18 protein-coding genes are annotated in these 16,871 nt (G+C 72.3%); 11 read left to right on the forward strand and 7 right to left on the reverse strand.

The genetic code is table 11. From position 1 onward, the window contains the following. Nucleotides 1–9: 9 nt before the first annotated feature. Nucleotides 10–438, reverse strand: coding sequence for a hypothetical protein (locus tag AB0B97_RS09385; protein ID WP_234591576.1), 429 nt, complete (start codon nt 436–438; stop codon nt 10–12). A 318-nt stretch (nt 439–756) separates the two neighbouring features. On the opposite strand from AB0B97_RS09385, the gene AB0B97_RS09390 reads away from it, so the two are divergent. Next, entirely contained in the window at nt 757–1,284 is a 528-nt protein-coding gene (locus tag AB0B97_RS09390; RefSeq protein WP_357491972.1) for a hypothetical protein, read from the forward strand. Continuing rightward, the gene (locus AB0B97_RS09395; protein WP_357491974.1) at nt 1,281–2,378 is read left to right on the forward strand and encodes a M23 family metallopeptidase; all 1,098 of its coding nucleotides are present in this window, start codon (nt 1,281–1,283) and stop codon (nt 2,376–2,378) included. Before AB0B97_RS09390 ends, AB0B97_RS09395 begins: the two co-directional genes overlap by 4 nt. Before the next feature lie 177 nt (nt 2,379–2,555). Here AB0B97_RS09395 and AB0B97_RS09400 read toward each other — a convergent pair whose 3' ends face one another. Both AB0B97_RS09400 and AB0B97_RS09405 read right to left on the reverse strand, forming a co-directional pair. After that, on the reverse strand, nt 2,556–3,629 hold the full coding sequence (locus AB0B97_RS09400; protein WP_357491976.1) for a hypothetical protein: 1,074 nt from the start codon (nt 3,627–3,629) through the stop codon (nt 2,556–2,558). Nucleotides 3,630–3,797: 168 nt separating this feature from the next. Next, nucleotides 3,798–4,127: a hypothetical protein gene (locus tag AB0B97_RS09405; RefSeq protein WP_357491978.1), complete on the reverse strand. Its 330-nt coding sequence runs from the start codon at nt 4,125–4,127 to the stop codon at nt 3,798–3,800. A 320-nt stretch (nt 4,128–4,447) separates the two neighbouring features. Here AB0B97_RS09405 and AB0B97_RS09410 point away from each other — a divergent pair, with 320 nt between their 5' ends. Continuing rightward, complete coding sequence (locus tag AB0B97_RS09410; RefSeq protein WP_357491979.1) at nt 4,448–4,921, forward strand: MarR family transcriptional regulator; 474 nt, start codon at nt 4,448–4,450, stop codon at nt 4,919–4,921. A 39-nt stretch (nt 4,922–4,960) separates the two neighbouring features. Next, nucleotides 4,961–5,392, forward strand: a complete 432-nt coding sequence (locus AB0B97_RS09415) for an SRPBCC family protein (protein ID WP_357491981.1) — start codon at nt 4,961–4,963, stop codon at nt 5,390–5,392. Between the two features lie 17 nt (nt 5,393–5,409). On the opposite strand, the gene AB0B97_RS09420 is transcribed toward AB0B97_RS09415, so the two are convergent. Then, on the reverse strand, nt 5,410–6,093 hold the full coding sequence (locus AB0B97_RS09420; protein ID WP_357491983.1) for an alpha/beta fold hydrolase: 684 nt from the start codon (nt 6,091–6,093) through the stop codon (nt 5,410–5,412). Nucleotides 6,094–6,232: 139 nt separating this feature from the next. Here AB0B97_RS09420 and AB0B97_RS09425 point away from each other — a divergent pair, with 139 nt between their 5' ends. Then, the gene (locus AB0B97_RS09425) at nt 6,233–7,045 is read left to right on the forward strand and encodes a helix-turn-helix transcriptional regulator (RefSeq protein WP_357491985.1); all 813 of its coding nucleotides are present in this window, start codon (nt 6,233–6,235) and stop codon (nt 7,043–7,045) included. Nucleotides 7,046–7,145: 100 nt separating this feature from the next. Here the strand turns inward: AB0B97_RS09425 and AB0B97_RS09430 are convergent, their stop codons facing one another. Both AB0B97_RS09430 and AB0B97_RS09435 read right to left on the reverse strand, forming a co-directional pair. After that, nucleotides 7,146–8,639, reverse strand: coding sequence for a sulfatase (locus AB0B97_RS09430; RefSeq protein ID WP_357491987.1), 1,494 nt, complete (start codon nt 8,637–8,639; stop codon nt 7,146–7,148). A 67-nt stretch (nt 8,640–8,706) separates the two neighbouring features. After that, nucleotides 8,707–9,468: a glucose 1-dehydrogenase gene (locus AB0B97_RS09435; protein ID WP_357491989.1), complete on the reverse strand. Its 762-nt coding sequence runs from the start codon at nt 9,466–9,468 to the stop codon at nt 8,707–8,709. 85 nt (nt 9,469–9,553) lie between these two features. Here AB0B97_RS09435 and AB0B97_RS09440 point away from each other — a divergent pair, with 85 nt between their 5' ends. Both AB0B97_RS09440 and AB0B97_RS09445 read left to right on the forward strand, forming a co-directional pair. Then, nucleotides 9,554–10,414: a helix-turn-helix transcriptional regulator gene (locus AB0B97_RS09440; protein ID WP_357491991.1), complete on the forward strand. Its 861-nt coding sequence runs from the start codon at nt 9,554–9,556 to the stop codon at nt 10,412–10,414. 172 nt (nt 10,415–10,586) lie between these two features. Further along, nucleotides 10,587–11,165, forward strand: coding sequence for a DUF3455 domain-containing protein (locus tag AB0B97_RS09445; protein ID WP_357491993.1), 579 nt, complete (start codon nt 10,587–10,589; stop codon nt 11,163–11,165). A gap of 49 nt (nt 11,166–11,214) precedes the next feature. On the opposite strand, the gene AB0B97_RS09450 is transcribed toward AB0B97_RS09445, so the two are convergent. After that, nucleotides 11,215–11,433, reverse strand: a complete 219-nt coding sequence (locus AB0B97_RS09450; protein ID WP_357491995.1) for a hypothetical protein — start codon at nt 11,431–11,433, stop codon at nt 11,215–11,217. Nucleotides 11,434–11,602: 169 nt separating this feature from the next. Here AB0B97_RS09450 and AB0B97_RS09455 point away from each other — a divergent pair, with 169 nt between their 5' ends. The 4 genes from AB0B97_RS09455 (at nt 11,603) to AB0B97_RS09470 (ending at nt 16,811) form a co-directional block, all read left to right on the forward strand. Beyond that, the gene (locus tag AB0B97_RS09455) at nt 11,603–12,829 is read left to right on the forward strand and encodes a sensor domain-containing protein (RefSeq protein ID WP_357491997.1); all 1,227 of its coding nucleotides are present in this window, start codon (nt 11,603–11,605) and stop codon (nt 12,827–12,829) included. Beyond that, the gene (locus AB0B97_RS09460; protein WP_357491998.1) at nt 12,817–13,473 is read left to right on the forward strand and encodes a response regulator transcription factor; all 657 of its coding nucleotides are present in this window, start codon (nt 12,817–12,819) and stop codon (nt 13,471–13,473) included. Before AB0B97_RS09455 ends, AB0B97_RS09460 begins: the two co-directional genes overlap by 13 nt. Before the next feature lie 111 nt (nt 13,474–13,584). Then, complete coding sequence (locus AB0B97_RS09465; RefSeq protein WP_234591262.1) at nt 13,585–14,343, forward strand: ABC transporter ATP-binding protein; 759 nt, start codon at nt 13,585–13,587, stop codon at nt 14,341–14,343. Beyond that, complete coding sequence (locus tag AB0B97_RS09470) at nt 14,340–16,811, forward strand: FtsX-like permease family protein (protein WP_357491999.1); 2,472 nt, start codon at nt 14,340–14,342, stop codon at nt 16,809–16,811. The genes AB0B97_RS09465 and AB0B97_RS09470 overlap by 4 nt, the downstream gene beginning before the upstream one ends. Nucleotides 16,812–16,871: the final 60 nt, after the last annotated feature.

A 16,871-nucleotide genomic window follows, 5' to 3' on the forward strand; every position in this document is an offset into this window, starting at 1 on the left:
ATCCTTCTCCTAGATCGAGACAGCTTCCACGATGGAATCGCGTAGCGCGGCGATGTCGGGTGGGGGGACGCCCAGATCGACGGGCTTGTCGGCGGCCAGCAGAACCTCCTGCCAGCCGACGCGCCAGACATTCGGTGCCCAGCCAGCCAGCAGTTGCAGACGCTCGTTGACGATCTTGGGCGGTCGGCGCGGCGACGCGGCGACCGCGACGACTCCCCGCACCTGGGCGTGCACCGGGATGGCTCGCCGACGCCACTGCTCCACCGCACCGGCCGCCGCCAACGTTCCGGCGGCGCTGGCTCGACAGACCAGCACGACGTTGATCATCGGAGAGTTCGGCGGCAACTGCGGCCACACGGGCCCGTAGTCGTAGCCGATCTGGGTCAACGTCGCGAGCGTGGTGGCACCGCTGCCGCCGTGGCAGCCGACCCACCACACCGGAGGCCACCCGTTGGCAACAGCCTGCGGTGGCACCGGTACGGCCGAGAGACCTGGCAGTGTGTCGTACCGCGTACGAATCTGCGCATTGACCGAGGGCACGTCAAGAATCGCCCTGCGCTCGACCGTGCATGTGATTTCCCCCGTACCTGACGTACCTTCGCGGCAGACAGTAGCACCCGGTTGCACGGCTATCGATATGGTGAATCCACATCGTGACGTGCAGAGCTGACTCCTGACCAGACGGTTCACAGTGGATACGAAGCAAGCGGGCAGCACGGGGGTAATGCGGCTATGAATAAGGAAGAAGGCGGATCCGTGCATTATGGACTCGCCGTACGGGTGGCGGTTTTCACTGTCGCCATACCGACGCTGCTCGTGACGCTGTCCGGCTGTTTCCGATCCGGGCCGGCCGGCGGCGAGGTGCCGCGAAATGGTGGACCCGCACCGGCCGTCGCCGGAACGGTCGCCAGCGCCACACCGCCGGAGGCCCTCGGCCGTGACGACGAGGACGACGAGGGCCCCACAGCGCCGGTCGCCAAGGCGGCGCCCACCGCTGCCGCCTTCGCCGCCGCGTGGGCCCGGCCAGGGCTCGACGCGGCAGGCTGGCTCGAAGGCGTCAGGCAGTTGTGTGTCCCGCGGTTCGCCGAGCAGTTGCGCACCGTCGATCCGGCCAACCTGCCCGCGTCGCGCATCACCGGCCCGCCCAGGGCGACCTACCCCGTCCGCGACGGCGGCGGGCAGTTCGCGATCCCCACGGATCGCGGGACGCTGCTGGTGAGTGTCGCCGATATCAAGGGCCGCTGGCTGGTCACCGGCAACGACTTCAAACGGGCCGGGCAGTGACCGACCAGAAGACGAAAGGTCTCATCGGCGCGGTCGTCGCGGTAATCCTGCTGCTGGCTGGCTGCGTCATCGGGTTGCCGCTGTTCCTGATGGGCGGCGCGGCCAGCGCCTCGCCGTGCGGGCCGATCCCCGTTTCGGTGCCCTCCGGAGGCGGCAAGGGCACCACCACCTGGAATGAGAGCCAGGTCGCCAACGCCGCGATCATCGTCGCGGTCGGCCAGGAGATGAAGGTGCCGGCCCGTGGCCTGGTGATCGCCCTGGCCACCGCCATGCAGGAGTCCACGCTGCGCAACCTCAACTACGGGGACCGCGACTCCGTGGGCCTCTTCCAGCAGCGTCCCAGCCAGGGCTGGGGAACCGTGGCACAACTGACCGACCCCCGGTACGCCGCCGGCAAGTTCTACACGTCGCTGCTGAAGGTCGAGGGCTGGCAGGGCATGCGGCTGACCGACGCCGCCCAGGCCGTGCAGCGCTCCGGCACTCCCGAGGCCTACCAGCAGTGGGAGAACGACGCCAACGTCCTGGCCGCCACCATCCTGAAGGTCGGCAGCATCGACGACCTGGGTGGGGGAGCACCGGGTGCGCCGTGCGGGCCCGGCGCCTTCGAACCCGTCCCGGTCGGTCCGGGCGGCTGGGTGCAGCCGGTACGGGCTGGCGTGGTCGCACCGTGGGGCCAGGACCGGGGCGACCACAGGCATGCCGGCGTCGACCTCGGCGCCGCGAAGGAGACGCCCATCCGGGCAGCCGCCGCCGGCGTCGTGTCGACAAGCAAGTGCAACGCCCCGGCCTGGCACGGCTGCGACACCGACGGATACCCCGGCCTCGGCGGATGTGGCTGGTACGTCGACGTCCGCCACGCCGGCAACATCGCCACCCGCTACTGCCACATGATCCATCAGCCCTTCGTCCGGGTCGGGCAGCGGGTCGCAGCTGGTGAGGTCCTCGGCCTCAGCGGCAGCTCCGGGAACTCCTCCGGGCCGCACCTGCACTACGAGGTGCACCGGGGCGTCGCTCCTAGCCAGAGCCTGAGCTTCGGCAACTCCGTGGACCCCGTCGCGTTCATGGCAGGCGTCGGAGCGCCGCTGGGCGGCTGACCGCCGGCGCGGCCCACTTCACCCGCCCACCACCTGCGCCCCGCGAGACAGGGGGTGGGGGCGGTGTCCACGGGGACGCCCGGCGGGTCGTGCCGGCAGCCGCAACCTGCCGCGGCGGCCGGTCGAGCAGACGCGGTGCGGCCCAGAGGACTCGTGGTCGTGCCGCGCCGGAGCTGCTCAGCGGGCGGCTGAGTGCGGCGCCCGGGTGGGCACGCGTTGCGGCTGCACCCGCCCCCGGCCCGCCGCGCCCCGCGCGGCGGCCGAACGGTCCGCGCCGCGGCCCACCGCACCGCGTGTCGGTCGGGGGTACGCCTTGGCCGCGGCCTGCGCGCCCCTGCCCTCCGCGGTCTCCGGAGCGGCGGCTCCGGCCGGGGCGGCCTGACCCGGCGCAGCTGCCTGGCCGGCGACGGCCGCAGACTGCCCGGCCGCGTCGGCCATCTGTTCGTGGTGGGTCGCCTCGGCGGTGAAGTCCTGCTCCCGCGCGTCGGCGTGATCGGCGCGCGCCTCGGCGTAGGCGGGCATGTCGGTACCGGCCGCGAGCCCCTGTTCGGCGTCCAGCCGGACGTCGCGCCATTCACCGGCGAGATGGCGGTCGTCGGCGGCCGCGGCCCGATGCCAGGTCGCGTCGGCGTCGGCACCGGCTCGGCGGCCCTCGGCCTCCCGCTGCTGCGACGAACGGTCCGCAGGCCCACGGCCGTCGGTCGCGCTGCGCTGCGCCGCCGACGTCGCCGTGCGGGGCCCGGCGGCCTGCCCCTGCCGTTCCGCGGCGCCGCGCACGGCGCGGGACAGTGCATCGCCCGTGTGGGTACGCCCGCCCGGGGCCGGCACCCGTACGCCGGTCTCGGCGAGTCGTTCACCCGCGGCCCGACGCGCCATGTCGGCAGCCGGGTCGACAGCCTGCCAGGCGGTGGAGGCACGCCACACCTCGGCGATGTCGGCGTTCGTGGCCTTCTGCCACCACTGCGGGTCCGCCGCGCGGTTCCAGGTCGCCGCGTCCTGGCGGTACTGCGCGTGCAGTTGGTCGTGCACTTCCCGGGTGCGGTGCGGGTCGAGCCCGGCAGCCTGTTCGGCCAGCTCACTGCGGACGTCGAACTGCCGGTCGCCGACGGCCTGGGCGAACTCGATCTGCCGCTCGGTCACCGCACGCTGCTGCAGCAGTTGCTGTTGCTGCTGCTCGGCCAGGAACCGTCGGTACTCCATGATCGCCGTCAGGAGCTGCACAACGCCGCCCGCGACCTCCGCAACCGCCACGTGTCCGCCTCCGCCGCAACCGGGTGATGTGACATCGCGTGCCGGCGACGTCGGGACAGCCGGGCGGCACGTCTGGCACCGTATCGCGCGGTATCGACGCGGCGCAGCCCCGCGCGTGGGCGACAGGTGCCGGTCACGGGCCGTCCGCGGCGTGGCTTGCCCGATGGACTACTTGCGGTTCCAGACCGCGTCCTGGCCGGTGCTCGGGTCCTTGACGGTGAGGGTGCTGCCGTCGGTGCTCAGGACGCCGTCGGCCGATATCTTGGTGATGCCGCAGTCCAGCTCGAGCCGGTACTCCCGGTTGCCCTCGTCCTTCGTGGTGCCGGTGCAGGGGACGTCGATGTTGGCCGACACGGAGCCGTCGTCGCGCACCGTCATCGTGCGGGCCTGGTTGTCCGCCATGATCCACGTGCCGGTCAGCGACGGATCGTCGCCACACCCGGCCGCCAGCAGGGCGAGCCCGAGTGCCAGCCCGGCGGATCCCCAGCGCTTGATCACGTTTCCTCCCCAGGTGTGCCGCGTCCCACCCTACCGGCGGCGCAGCTCTCGGCCTGCCCGCCCATGGACATCCGTCATCGCCGGAGCACAGTCGAGATCGGACGCACCGCCGGATCGGACGCACGGACGGCTGGGGGCTTGACAGGAAGAGTGCCCCGAATGTCTAATTCGTGTCACGACATGCATGTCGTGACATCTAAGGAGTTCGCAGTGACACCGATCAAGCAGGTCACGGTTGTCAGCACCGGCACCGTCCAGATCGACCCCGCGGCGGCCGGGCTCCTGGCCGCGGCTCTGCGTGGACACGGCACGATGCGGGTGTGAGAACAGCCGAGCAGCTCCGCTACCTCATTCTCGCGGCACAACGAGAGGGCAACCGCCAGCTCACCGTGCTGCTGTCCGAGATCGGTGTCACGCCCGCGCAATCGGAGGCACTGCGCATCATCGGCGACCACGGACCGCTCGCCCTCCGGGAACTCGGCGACATGCTCGTCTGCGACACCGGCACCAGCCCGAGTCGCATCGTCGACCGACTGGTCGCGGCGGGCCTCGTGCAGAGAACCACAAGCGAACACGACCGGCGGCAGGTCCGGCTCGCGCTCACCGCGCCGGGCCGGGACAAGGCCCGCCGCGTCGCGGAGATCGAAAATCAGCTGTACGACCTGCTCGACCAGGCCAGTGCCGGAACGGACGTCGACGCGTTCATCGGTTTCCTGCACGGCTTCACCCGACAATCACCCGCCGGACTCGCCCTCGCGAACCGCCTCGCTGCCGAGAAGAAGCAGAAGGACTGACCGCGTCGTCGGGGTGCGGCACGCACACAGGGGGCAACCATGACCTTCCACCTCGACCTGGACATCGCGGCCCCGGCAGGGCGCGTGTTCGATTTCGTCGCCGACTTCACCACCATGCCGCGGTGGTATTCGGCAGTGCGACGCGTGGAGCGCGTCGGAGGCGTCGGCGGCCTGGGAACCCGGTACGAGGTGTATCGAGACCTGCCCGGCGGGCCCGCCCGCAACGACGTGTCGATCACCGCGTACGCCCAGGGCGAGGAGGTCACCTTCACCTCGCTGGCCGGGCCCACCCCGTTCACCTACCGCTACCTCGTCCGGCCGTCCGACGGCACCACGAGACTCATCCTGGAGGGCACGATCAGCGCGGCCGGTCTCACCGGCCCGGTCGCACTCCTCGGACCGCTTGCCGAGAGGCTCTTCAAGACCGGGATGCGGGACAACCTCGGCACGCTGAAACAACTCCTGGAGTAGCGGGCCGCCCGTCACCGTCAGCGCGATGAGCCTCCTTCGTCGAGCAGCAGCGCGGCGACCGCCTCGGGGGCCTCGTGCATGGCGTCGTGGCCGGTGGGGAGGTCGTGGACCTGCCACTCTGGGTCGGCGTCGACCCGGGCGCGGAGCTGGGCGAACGGCGTCCGGTCCGCCCACCCCGAGCAGTAGACGAACTCGCGTCGTGGGACCCGGGCTGCGGCGCCGGTGAGCCGGATCGTCTGCAGGAACGAGGCGAGGGGGTGGGGACGACGGCGGGGATCGCCGCCCTCCGGCGGCCGAACGGAATAGCCGGTGCCCGCAGCTCCCGCGGCGAACACCTTCCGGAAGTGCTCGTTCGTCGCCGACCAGCACGACTCGCCATCTAGCGGCACGTAGGCGTCGAGATGCACCAGTCGCGAGATCCGGCCGTCCGCGCGGTCCGCTGCGGCGGCGACCACCATTCCGGCGTAGCTGTGGCCGACAAGCGTCGCGTCGGCGACGTGGGCGCGGTCGAGGAGCCGCACCACGTCGTCGGCGTGCGTGTCGAGATTGGCGGTCGCGACTGTCGCATCGTCGTCGTCCGGCCGCAGACCGGTCAGGGTCAGCGCGTGCACGGTATGACCGGCCCGCTCCAGCAGCGGGACCACCGCTTCGAACGACCAGGAACCCTTCCAGGCGCCGGGCACAAGGACGTACGTCGTCATGCGCTTTTCCTCTCTTCAGCCTGGGCGTCGGGGCAGGCCACCCGATGCCGGGCGGTCGCGTCAGCGCGGCCGCGGCTCACCGCCCGCAGGTAGTGTCGCCAGGTCAGGGAGTGGCTTACTACCGACAGGAAGCCAGTCGATGCCCGTTCCCCGCCGATCTCGTCCGGCCGCCGGAGTGACGTCGCACCTCTGGCCCTCGGGCGGCCGCCACCTCTGGCCGGCCGGGGGAACGAGCGCCGCGCAGACGCACGCCCGAGGGCATCTGGTGTACGCGGCCAGCGGCATCCTGGCCGTGCACACCGAACGCGGTGCGTCGATCGTTCCCGCGAACCGGGTCGCCTGGACCCCTGCGGAATTCACGCACGACCACCGGGCACACGGCGCCACCGACATGCGGATCGTGTTCCTCGCGCCGTCCCTCGCCCGGCTCCTACCGGAACGCCCCGCCGTGTTCCTGGCCTCAGACCTCGCCCGCGAGGTCCTGCTCGCCCTGACCGGCCCCGGCAACTACGACGACACGACGCCTGGCCACAGCCGCGCGGCGCGCTCCCGCCTGCTTCGAGTGCTCGTCGACGAACTCCGCGAGGCACCCGAACAGCCGCTGCACCTGCCGGAGCCGCGCGACGACCGCCTGCGGGCCATCGCCCGGCTGCTGTACGAGACGCCTGCCGACAACGCCACGCTTGCCGAACTCGGAAGGACGATCGGAGCGAGCACTCGTACCCTGAGTCGACTGTTCCACGACGAACTTGGCATGACCTTCTACGAGTGGCGGACGCAGCTGCGCGTCTACCACGCACTCGTGCTGCTGGCCGACGGTCGGGACACCACCCAGACGGCCTACGCGTGCGGTTGGGCCAATCCCAGCAGCTTCATCGCGGCGTTCAGCGCGATCATCGGAACGACGCCAGGTCGCTACCGGGCCGGCCGCACACCGTCACCCCGCCGGTGATCGCGTCCAGACGGTGATGTCGAGGTCGACGCGGAGCAAGCGTTCCAGGGATTGCCGACCGGGGCCGCCCGTCGGACGAGCAGCCCCGCCGAGCCTGTCGTCAGGCCGGCACGTGACCGGCCGTCCAGCACGCCGAGTGGCTGTGGCAGGCGACGTACGACGCGAGGGCATCGTGCAGCGCGGCCCGTCGCGTGGCCGAGAGGCCGGCAGCGATGTTGTCGAGCTGGTGCGGGTCGACGGTCCGGTCGTAGTACTCCCGTTCGCCGTTGGAGTACTCGACGTAGGTGTAGGTCGCGGTCCGCAGGGCCTCGTAGGTGACCGGGCTGCCGTTGCGGCGGTCCTGGGCGTCGGGGTCGTCGGCGGCCTGGTTGGGGCCGTGGTGTTCGATCAGCGCCCCGGTGCGCCAGTTCGGCGCTGCCTCGCCCTGCGCGAGCGGTAGCAGGTTGCGCCCGTCGACGTGCGTGCCGACGTCGGCGGCGGCGATGCGCTGGAAGGTCGGTGCCAGGTCGATGTTCTGCACGATCTCGGGGCGCTCCGATCCGGGGACGACGCCCGGCCCGGCGACGACGAGCGGCACCCGCACGTCGGTGTCGAAGGCGGTCTGCTTGCCGCCGGTCAACCGGTACTCGCCCATGTGGAAGCCGTTGTCGGAGCTGAACACGACATAGGTGTTGTCGGCGATTCCGCTGGTCGTGAGCTGGGCGCGCAGGTTGCCGATCAGCCGATCGACCGCCTGCACGGACTGGGCACGTTTGCGGAAGTTCGTGTCCAGGGTGCTCTTCTCCTGCGCGGTGAGTGGTCCGTTGCCGGCCAGCCAGGAGGGCGGGTTGGTGGGCAGCCGGTCGTACGCCGCGGTGCGCGGGGCGGTCAGCCCGGGGAAGTCGTCGAGGTCCTGGTTGGCCGGGGTGAACGGGCTGTGCGGGGCGAAGGTCGACACCTCCAGCAGGAAGGGCGTGTTGGCGGCCGCCGAGCGCTGGATGAAGTCCTTGCCCTTGCGGGACAGCACGTTGGTCAGGTAGTCGGCCGGTTGGCTGCCGTAGTGGACGACCGTGTGGTTCTCGTTGAGGTCGTAGTTGTACTCGGGGTACCCGTTGCCGGCCCCGTACCACTCCGACCAGCCCGGCGGGACGTACGGCAGCGCACCTCCCTGCGTGTCCGCCGGCAGGTAGCCGTTGAGGTACTTGCCCAGGAAGCCGGTCCGGTAGCCCTTGCCCTGCAACACCGTCGCGAAGGTGCGGTTCTCGTTGCCCCGGCCCTTGAAGACCGCGAAACCGCCGTCGGCCCCGCCGTTGGTGAACACACCCGTGTCGTGCGGGAACTGGCCGGTGAGGATCGACGAGCGGGACGGGCAGCACAGCGAGTCGGTGACCGTGTAGTTGGTGAAGGTGACCCCGTCGCTCTGCAGTTGTCGGACCTGCGGCAGGTACGGCACGAGGTTCCACGCGAGGTCGTCGACGAGGACGAAGATGATGTTGGGGGCGCTGGCGGTGGTCGCCGGGGCGGGCTCCGCGGCGCGTGCCGGTGCCCACGCGGCGAGCAGAGCCAGCCCGGCCACGACTGTGGTGGCGAGGAGGCGTCGCTGGGTGATAGCCATGTCGCCAAGACTGGTCGGAATTTGTCAGCATCTATTGAACAGGTGGTGATGATCCGATCAATGGCTCCTAGGCTCGTGCCCCGCCGTCGACGCGGAGCACGACGCCTGTCACGAACGACGAACGGTCGCTGAGAAGCCACGCGGCCGCCTCGGCGATCTCCTCGGGCTCGGCCTGGCGGGCCAGCGGTGTGGCCGCGATCAGGCGCTCCACCAGACCGGGCGAGTTCTCCTGCCAACTGTCGATCATCTCGGTACGGGTGTTGCCCGGAGCGATCGCGTTGACCCGGATGCCCTCCGGGGCGAAGGTGATGGCCGCCGACTCGGTCAGGCTGTTCACCGCACGCTTCATCGCCCCGTACGCGGGCAGCGCCGGATTGCCCGTGAGGCTGCCGACGCTGGAGTTGTTGACGATCGCACCCTGGCCGGCGGTGGCCCGGATCGCCGCGACCTGGGCGATCATGGCCAGCCACACGCCCCGCAGGTTGACCTGGTAGAGCCGGTCGAAGTCGGCCAGGCTCACCCGGTCGACGGGCCCCGGTGGAGTGATGGTCGCGCCGTTGTTGAAGGCCACGTCGAGCCGTCCGTGCAGGGCGACGGCCCGGTCGACCGCAGCCCGAACGCTGTCCGGGTCGGCCAAGTCGCACAGCACGTGATCAGCCGTGCCGCCCGCCGCCCGGATCTCGTCGGTGACGGCTCGGAGCTGGGATTCCGTCCGGGCCGCCAGCAGCACGCGCGCCCCCTCGCGGGCGAAGAGCCGGGCGGCCGCGGCGCCGATGCCCCGTCCCGCCCCGCTGACGAACGCGACCTTGTCCTTGAGCAGTGGTGTCATGCGGCCAGCCTGCGTCCGGCGTCCGGGTCGTAGCCAGGCATCGTCGATACCTGGCTGAGCCCGTTCGGCGGCGCACACTTGAGGGGTGAACCGACAGGAGTTGGCCCTCTTCCTGCGCAGCCGGCGCGAGCGGATCACCCCGGCCGAGGTGGGCCTGCCGGCCGGCACCAGGCGTCGCACGCCCGGGCTGCGCCGCGAGGAGGTGTCCCGGCTGGCGTTCATCTCCATCGAGTACTACACCCGTCTCGAACAGGCCCGCGCCCCGCACCCCTCGCCCGAGGTGCTGGCCGGCCTGGCCCGCGCGCTGCGCCTCTCCGACGCCGAGCGCGACCACCTGCACCACCTGGCCGGCAGGCCACCGGCCCCGCCGGCCGGGCCGCCGCGCGAGGTACGGCAGAGCATCCTCGACCTGATCGAGCGACTACCCCAGGCGGCCGCCCACGTGACGTCGGCCAGCTACGAGGTGATCGCCTGGAACGATCTCGCGGCGGCGTTGATGGAGGACTTCTCGGCGCTGCCCCGGCGTGACCGCAACCTGGTCCGCCGCGCCTTCCTCGGCCCGCACCCGGACGGTCGGGTGCTGTACGGGGTGTCCGACGTCGACGAGTTCGGTCGCGCTTCGGCTCGGCGACTCCGGGCCACCGCCGCCCGCTATCCGGACGACCCCGAGGTGGCGGCGCTGGTCCGCGACCTGCTCGCGGGCAGCCAGCGGTTCCGGGACCTGTGGGGGTCGCACGACGTCGGCGACGAGCACACCCTGATCAAGACCTTCCAGCATCCACTGGTCGGGCCGGTGACCGTGAACTGCGACGTCCTCGACATCGCCGACCGCGACCAGCGGCTCGTCATCTACACCGCGGTGCCGGGCTCACCCTCCGCGGAGGCGCTGCGTCTGCTCTCGGTGCTCGGCACCCAGCGCATGACTGTCAGCGCCACCGGGCACTGACCGTCCGGACGCCCGCTACCCGGTCCAGTGCTGCTGTTCGGGTGGCCGCGCCGGGTTGGTGGACCCGGGTGAATGAGCGTTCAAATTCGCCCGGAAATTGATCGCCGAGCGTGTTCTGTCCGTGCGGATCCATGGGGGCGTGGGCACGCCCGCCCCTGGACGGAGGAATCGCATGATCAGCATGTCCCGCTCCCGGGTCCGGGCGCTTGCGCTCGTCGGAACGGCTGGTGTGGTCGCGGCGCTCGGTCTGGTGGCCAGCCCGGCGTCGGCCGCCGAGGTGGCCGAGGGCGCGACCCTGGGCGCCGACGCCCGCCGGATCGACGTCCCCCGCATCGCCTCGGCGATCAGGCCTCCGGCCGGATCCCGCCCCGTCGGCGCGTACGTCGTCGCGCGGGGAACGCAGACCTACACGTGCACGGGTGGGGTGTTCACCGGCGCGTCCGTACCGGAGGCTCAGCTGATCGGCACGGGTGGCCGGGTCCACCACTTCAGGGGCCCGAGCTGGCAGTCCGAGCGCGACGGCTCGTCGGTCACGGCGAAGAAGACCGCGGAGAGCCCGCGCGCGGGGACGATCCCCGAGCTGTTGTTGACGGTGGACACCCGTTCCGGCAGCGGCAGTCTCGGCACCGTCGAGTACGTCAGCCGTCTGCTGACCTCGGGTGGTGTCGCGCCTAGCGGCGCCTGCACCGACGGCGCGACCGCGTCCGTGCCGTACGGCGCCCTCTACGTCTTCTGGACGGCGAAGCGGTGACCGCGCCGTCCCGTCGCGGGGTCCCCGCCACGGGACGCGCGTTGCCGGGTCACCGGTTGCGGCGGTGGTGGACGATCAGCGCCGCACCGCAGAGCAGCGCGACCAGGCCGAACACCGAGCCGATCCACGGGTTGTCCAGGGCGTTCGATAGCACGGCGTTGATCGCCGCGCTGACGAAGAGCGCCAGCCACAGCAGCGGACGTAGCAGGCCACCGGGCCGTTCCGGCGCGGTGGCGGGGGCCTGGGTGATGCGGTACGGGTCGGTCATGACTGTCTCCCTCGGTGAGCTTCGACGACACCATCGACGCTAGGTGGGCGACCCCGGCGGAGACGATCCCGCCAGCGCGACGACAGGCGTACAGCAGGCTGTACTTTCCGCCGCGGACGCTGCCGGCCGTGCTCGCGGTGGCCTATGTTGGCCCGGGAGGTGGGCGGCGATGGCGTACGTGCGGGGCCGGGTGCGTGCCTCGGTCGACGCCCTCGAACACCTCGTCGGCGGGCTGGGCACCGCGCTGCTGGCGCTGGGCGCGCTGTTCTGGGTGGTGGTCGTGGCACTTACCTGCCTGGTCGGGGTGGGTCTGCGGCTGGCGCCTGGCGCGTTGCGGACGGTGCGCGCGGTGGCCGATCGGGAGCGCGCCCGGCTGTCCCGTCGGGGCACGACGATCCCGGTTCCCGGGCCGGTGCCGGAGGAGTTGCGGGAGGCAATGCGCGACCCGTTCGTCCGCCGGGAGCTCGGCTGGGTCACGCTCCACTCGATCACCGGCCTGGTGTCCGGCCTGGTCGGCCTCACCCTGCCGATCAACGCGTTGCAGGACATCACGTTTCCGCTGTGGTATCGACTGGTTCCGCCCGAGACCGGCGCTCCGGGGATCGGCTGGTGGCGCATCGACGGGCTGTCCGAGGCGCTCCTGGTCGGGTTGCTCGGGGTGGGCTGGCTGGTCGCCGCGGTCGCGTTCGGCCCGGCGCTGGCCCGCTTCCAGTCCTGGCCCGGCCGGTGGCTGCTGCCCCCGCCGCCGGGGGTCGACCTGTCGCTGCGGGTCGCCGCGCTGACCGCCACCCGGGCCGCGGCGCTGGACGCCCACGCCCTGGAGCTGCGCCGCATCGAGCGGTCGCTGCACGACGGCACCCAGAATCGGCTGGTCGCGGTCAACGTGCTGCTGGGCGCCGCGCGCCGGGCGGTACGGCGTGACCCGGACCGGGCCGACGAGATCCTCGGGCAGGCGCAGGACGCGGCGGAACAGGCGCTCGGCGAACTGCGTACGGTGGTGCGCGGCATCCTGCCGCCCGTGCTGGACGATCGGGGTCTCGCCGGGGCGCTGGCGGGCCTGGCCGGCAGTTGCGCGGTTCCGTGCCGGCTCGCCGTGGACGTGGCCGTCCGCTGCGCGGCGTCGGTCGAGGCCACCGCGTACTTCGTGGTGGCCGAGGCGCTGACGAACGTGGTCCGGCACAGCGGGGCGAGCCAGGTGGACGTCGCGGTGCGCCGCGAGCAGGGTCGGCTGCTGGTCACCATCGAGGACGACGGCCGCGGCGACGCCGACGAGGCACGCGGCTCCGGGCTCACCGGCATCCGCCGGCGGGTCGAGGCGTACGACGGGCGAATGACGCTGACCAGCCCATCGGGAGGGCCGACGAGGATGCACGTGGAGCTGCCATGCGGATCGTGATCGCCGAGGACGACCCGCTGTTGCGGGAGGGGTTGGCGCTGCTGTTGCGGGCTGAGGAACTGGACGTGGTCGCCACGGCGGGCACTCCGGGAGAGTTCCTGGTCGCTGTCGACGAGCACGCGCCCGACGTGGCGATCGTGGACGTACGGATGCCGCCGACCCACACCGACGAGGGCATCGTGGCCGCGGTGGAGGCCCGGCGGCGCCAGCCCGGCCTCGCGGTGCTGGTCCTGTCGGCGTACGTGGAGCAGGCGTTCGCCACCGAACTGTTCTCGGTCGGCGCCGTCGGGCTCGGCTATCTGTTGAAGGAACGGGTGGGCCGGGTCGAGGAGTTCCTCGCCGCGCTGCGCCGCGTCGCGGCCGGCGGCAGCGTGATCGACCCGGAGGTGGTGGCGCAGTTGCTCGCCCGCAACCGCCGGCCGGACACGGCGTTGGCCGAGTTGTCGCCCCGCGAACGTGAGGTGCTGGGGCTGATGGCCGAAGGGCTCGGCAACACGGCGATCGCCGAGCGGCTGTTCGTCACCGACGGCGCGGTGCACAAGCACATCCGCAGCATCTTCGCGAAACTCCAGCTCCCACCCGACGACCGTGCCGACCGCCGGGTCACCGCGGTGCTGCGCTACCTGGACGGCGACCAGCGGTAGCGCCTGCTGTACCCGGACTGGGCAGCCCGTTGGATGGCCCACGTTCTCCCAGCTCAATAGCGTTTCTGGTGCGCGCGAATCCTGTCGCCGACTCGAAGAGAGGCCACCAGAATGCCCGAGTATCCGGGACCTACCAACGACGCCGTACGCGTCGAACACCTCACCCGGGTGTACGCGGCCGGCGGTAACCCGGTGACCGCGCTGGCCGGAATCGACGTCGGCTTCGGTCGCGGCACCTTCACGGCCGTGATGGGGCCCTCCGGCTCCGGCAAGAGCACGCTGTTGCAGACCGCCGCCGGACTCGACCGGCCCAGCTCCGGTCGGGTCCTGATCGGTGACACCGACCTGTCCGGGTTGTCGGAGACCCGTCTCACCGAGCTGCGGCGTACCCGCATCGGGTTCGTCTTCCAGGCGTTCAACCTGATCGGTGCCCTCACCGTCGAGGAGAACATCGTCCTGCCGCTGCGGCTGGCCGCCGTCCGTCCGGACCGCGCCTGGCTGGCCCGCGTGGTCGAGCGGGTCGGGCTCACCGACCGGCTGCGTCACCGGCCGGCCGCGCTCTCCGGCGGCCAGCAGCAGCGGGTGGCGATCGCCCGGGCGCTGGCCACCCGCCCCGAGGTGATCTTCTGTGACGAGCCCACCGGGGCCCTCGACACGCGGGCCGCGGCCGAGGTGCTGACGCTGTTGCGCGCGGTCGTCGACGACCACGGGCTGACCGTGGTGATGGTGACCCACGACCCCGTGGCCGCCTCGTACGCGGACCGGGTTCTCGTGCTGGCCGACGGTCGGATCGTCGCCGACCTGCCGCAGCTGGGGGCCGCCGGCATCGCCGAGCAGCTGGCGTCGCTGGATCGGCGGGTCGCCCGATGACCGCGCTCGCCGCCCGGCTGCTGCGGCACCGCGCCGGCCCGGCAGCCGCCACGCTGCTCGCCCTGATCGCGGGGGTGCTGATCCTGGTCGCCATGGGCACGCTCGTCGAGTCGGGCCTGCGCTTCCGTCCGGAGCCCCGGCTGTGGGCGGCGGCCGATCTGGTCGTCGCCGACCGCACGGTCAGCCACACGTTCAGGGAGTTCGACGGGGAGACCACCACGAGCACCGTCGCGTTGCCCGAGGGCGGCACCGTGGACGCCGCCCTGGTGGACCGGATCCGGCGGCTGCCCGGCGTCACGGCGGTGGCCGGCGACGAACGGGTGGAGATCGGCGTGCCGGCCGCCACGGGGCACGGCTGGGCCACGTACGCCTTCTCCGGTCGTCCGATCATCGCGGGCGCCGCGCCCCGTGCCGACGACGAGGTGCTGGCCGACTCCCGGCTCGGCGCGGCCCCGGGCGAGCGCGTCGACCTGGTCGTCAACGGGGTCAGCCGGTCGTACCGGGTGAGCGCGGTCGCCGACACCGGTACGACCGCTGTGTACTTCACCGACGCGCAGGCCGCGCGGTTGTCCGCACACCCGGGTCGGCTGGACGCGATCGGCGTACGACTCGCGCCCGGCGCCGATCGGGACGCGGTCCGCCAGCTCGCCTCGGCGGCCGGTGCCACGACGTACGTCGGGCCGGAGCGCGGCGCGGTCGAGCAGTCCGCGAACCTGGCCGCCCGCGAGCTGCTGATCGAGGCGGGATCGGCGTTCGGCGGGTACGTCGTCCTGCTGATCGTCTTCGTGGTGGCCGGCACGATCGGTCTGTCCGTGCGGCACCGTCGCCGTGACCTGGCGTTGCTGCGTGCGGTCGCGGCCACGCCGGGCCAGATCCGCCGCCTGCTGATCGGCGAGGCCGCGCTGCTCGCCCTGGTCGCCTCCGTGGTGGGAGTGCCGGCAGGTGTGCTGGCGGCGCACTGGGTGCAGGGCGAGCTGGTGGACCGCGGGTTCATCCCGGCCGGCTTCCCGATGACCGGCGGCCTGTTCGCCGTGCCGGCCGCCGTGGGTACGGCGGTGCTGGTGGCCGTGCTCGCCGCGCTGATCGCCGGCCGGCGGGTGGCCGGGATCAGACCTGTCGAGGCGCTCGGCGAGATCGCGGTGGAGCCTCGGCGCGGCGGCCGGGTGCGGCTGGTCGCCGGTGTGCTGACCCTCGCCGCGGCCGTCACCTCCGGTGCGTTCACGATCGGCGGCACCGGACCGACCGCCGCGCTGGCCGGCGCGGTAGGCATGCTCTACCTGTTCGTCATTGCGGTGGCGCTGCTCGCGCCCAGGATCAACGCGTACGCGGCCCGGCTGCTCACCCCCGTGCTGTCGCGGGTCTGGCGGGTCAGTGGCTACCTGGCCGCGGCCAACCTGCGGGCGAACGCACAGGGGATGGCGACCGTGCTGACCGCTCTCGTGCTCGCGGTCGGGTTCGGCGGTTCGGTCTGGTTCCTGCAGACGAATCAGGAACGGCAGACCATTGCGCAGAGCGCTGCGGGCACGCTCGCCGAGCGGCTGCTGGTCGCGCAGGGTGGGCTGTCGCCCGACGCGGCGCGGGAGGTCCGAGAGTTGACCGGCGTGCGGGCGGCCACCGGGGTACGCCGTACGCAGGTGGTGGTGCGGTCGTTCGACGGGATCGCGCCGGTCGCCGCGCAGGCGGTCGACCCGACGGGGATCACCTCCACAATGGACCTAGCGGTGCACGAGGGTGACCTGGCCGACCTGCGCGCGGGCACTGTCGCGCTGTCCGCGACGCAGGCGTCGGCGTCCGGTTGGCACGTCGGCGACCAGGCGGACCTGTGGCTGGGCGATGGCACACCGAGCAGGTTGACCGTCGTCGCGATCTACGGCCGTGGCCTCGGCTTCGGTGACGTCACGCTGGCCGCGCAGACGGTCGCCGGGCACACCGCCGGGGTCACCGACGACGAGATCCTGGTCCGCGCCGGCCCGGACGCCGATGCCGCGCTGGCCGCCTGGTCGGCCCGGCACCCGGGCAGTGCTGTGCTCGACGCCGCGACCCGTACGCGTCTGATCGGCACCGATCTGGCGCTGAGCGCCTGGCTGAACCGGCTGCTGATCGGAGTGATGGTGGGGTACGCGGCGCTGGCGGCGGCCACCACGATGGTGCTGGCCGCGCTGGCCCGGCGTCGCGAGTTGGCGCTGCTGCGGCTGGTCGGGGTCACCCGCCGGCAGATCCGGAGGATGGTCCACGCCGAACAGGCCGGGCTGCTCGGTACGGCGGTGCTGATCGGCGCGACGATAGCGGCGCTGACCCTGGGTGCGCTCGTCAACGCGCTGACCGGCAGCCCGATCCCGTACGTGCCGCCGCTCGGCGGGGCGGCGGTGCTCGGCGGCGCGACGGTGCTGGCCCTGGCGACCACTGTGTGGCCGGTCCGGCGACTGCTCCGGGTCCCGCCGATCGACGACATCGGCACGCGGGAGTAGGGCCGCGTGACTCCGGGGCGGGTTCGGCGTGATGCCGAACCCGCCCCGGAGTCGTCAGGC

Origin of the sequence: Micromonospora sp. NPDC049004, from assembly GCF_040649315.1 — a bacterium.
Classification (GTDB): Bacteria; Actinomycetota; Actinomycetes; order Mycobacteriales; family Micromonosporaceae; genus Micromonospora.

What these genes read in the sequence shown, in the direction of transcription:
- AB0B97_RS09415 (WP_357491981.1), top strand. Translation starts at nt 4,961, where the DNA reads ATGACCTTCCACCTCGACCTGGACATCGCGGCCCCGGCAGGGCGCGTG.
- AB0B97_RS09420 (WP_357491983.1), bottom strand. Translation starts at nt 6,093, where the DNA reads ATGACGACGTACGTCCTTGTGCCCGGCGCCTGGAAGGGTTCCTGGTCG.
- AB0B97_RS09425 (WP_357491985.1), top strand. Translation starts at nt 6,233, where the DNA reads ATGCCCGTTCCCCGCCGATCTCGTCCGGCCGCCGGAGTGACGTCGCAC.
- AB0B97_RS09430 (WP_357491987.1), bottom strand. Translation starts at nt 8,639, where the DNA reads ATGGCTATCACCCAGCGACGCCTCCTCGCCACCACAGTCGTGGCCGGG.
- AB0B97_RS09435 (WP_357491989.1), bottom strand. Translation starts at nt 9,468, where the DNA reads ATGACACCACTGCTCAAGGACAAGGTCGCGTTCGTCAGCGGGGCGGGA.
- AB0B97_RS09445 (WP_357491993.1), top strand. Translation starts at nt 10,587, where the DNA reads ATGATCAGCATGTCCCGCTCCCGGGTCCGGGCGCTTGCGCTCGTCGGA.
- AB0B97_RS09450 (WP_357491995.1), bottom strand. Translation starts at nt 11,433, where the DNA reads ATGACCGACCCGTACCGCATCACCCAGGCCCCCGCCACCGCGCCGGAA.
- AB0B97_RS09455 (WP_357491997.1), top strand. Translation starts at nt 11,603, where the DNA reads ATGGCGTACGTGCGGGGCCGGGTGCGTGCCTCGGTCGACGCCCTCGAA.
- AB0B97_RS09460 (WP_357491998.1), top strand. Translation starts at nt 12,817, where the DNA reads ATGCGGATCGTGATCGCCGAGGACGACCCGCTGTTGCGGGAGGGGTTG.
- AB0B97_RS09465 (WP_234591262.1), top strand. Translation starts at nt 13,585, where the DNA reads ATGCCCGAGTATCCGGGACCTACCAACGACGCCGTACGCGTCGAACAC.
- AB0B97_RS09470 (WP_357491999.1), top strand. Translation starts at nt 14,340, where the DNA reads ATGACCGCGCTCGCCGCCCGGCTGCTGCGGCACCGCGCCGGCCCGGCA.